Consider the following 240-nt stretch of genomic DNA (forward strand, 5'->3'; position numbering starts at 1 on the left):
ACCTGATTCCATGCCGAACTCAGAAGTGAAACACAATAGCGCCGATGGTAGTGTGGGGCTTCCCCATGTGAGAGTAGGACATCGCCAGGCTTTAAATTAAATCTTTAGGTTGACCAACCTGGAGATATGGACGCTCACTTAGTGAGTTGACCACTGCGGAGTGGTAGTTCAGTTGGTTAGAATACCGGCCTGTCACGCCGGGGGTCGCGGGTTCGAGTCCCGTCCACTCCGCCACTTATT

General features: G+C 52.5%; 1 tRNA gene and 1 rRNA gene. Both read left to right on the top strand.

Annotated elements, in window-relative coordinates:
• Positions 1–90: ribosomal RNA gene (gene rrf, locus IQO02_RS20045) — 5S ribosomal RNA — on the top strand; the annotation flags it as partial.
• Between the two features lie 67 nt (positions 91–157).
• Positions 158–234, top strand: a tRNA-Asp gene (locus IQO02_RS20050).
• The last annotated feature ends 6 nt before the right edge of the window (positions 235–240 follow it).

Source organism: Vibrio sp. OPT24 (assembly GCF_015163545.1).
GTDB lineage: Bacteria > Pseudomonadota > Gammaproteobacteria > Enterobacterales > Vibrionaceae > Vibrio > Vibrio cyclitrophicus.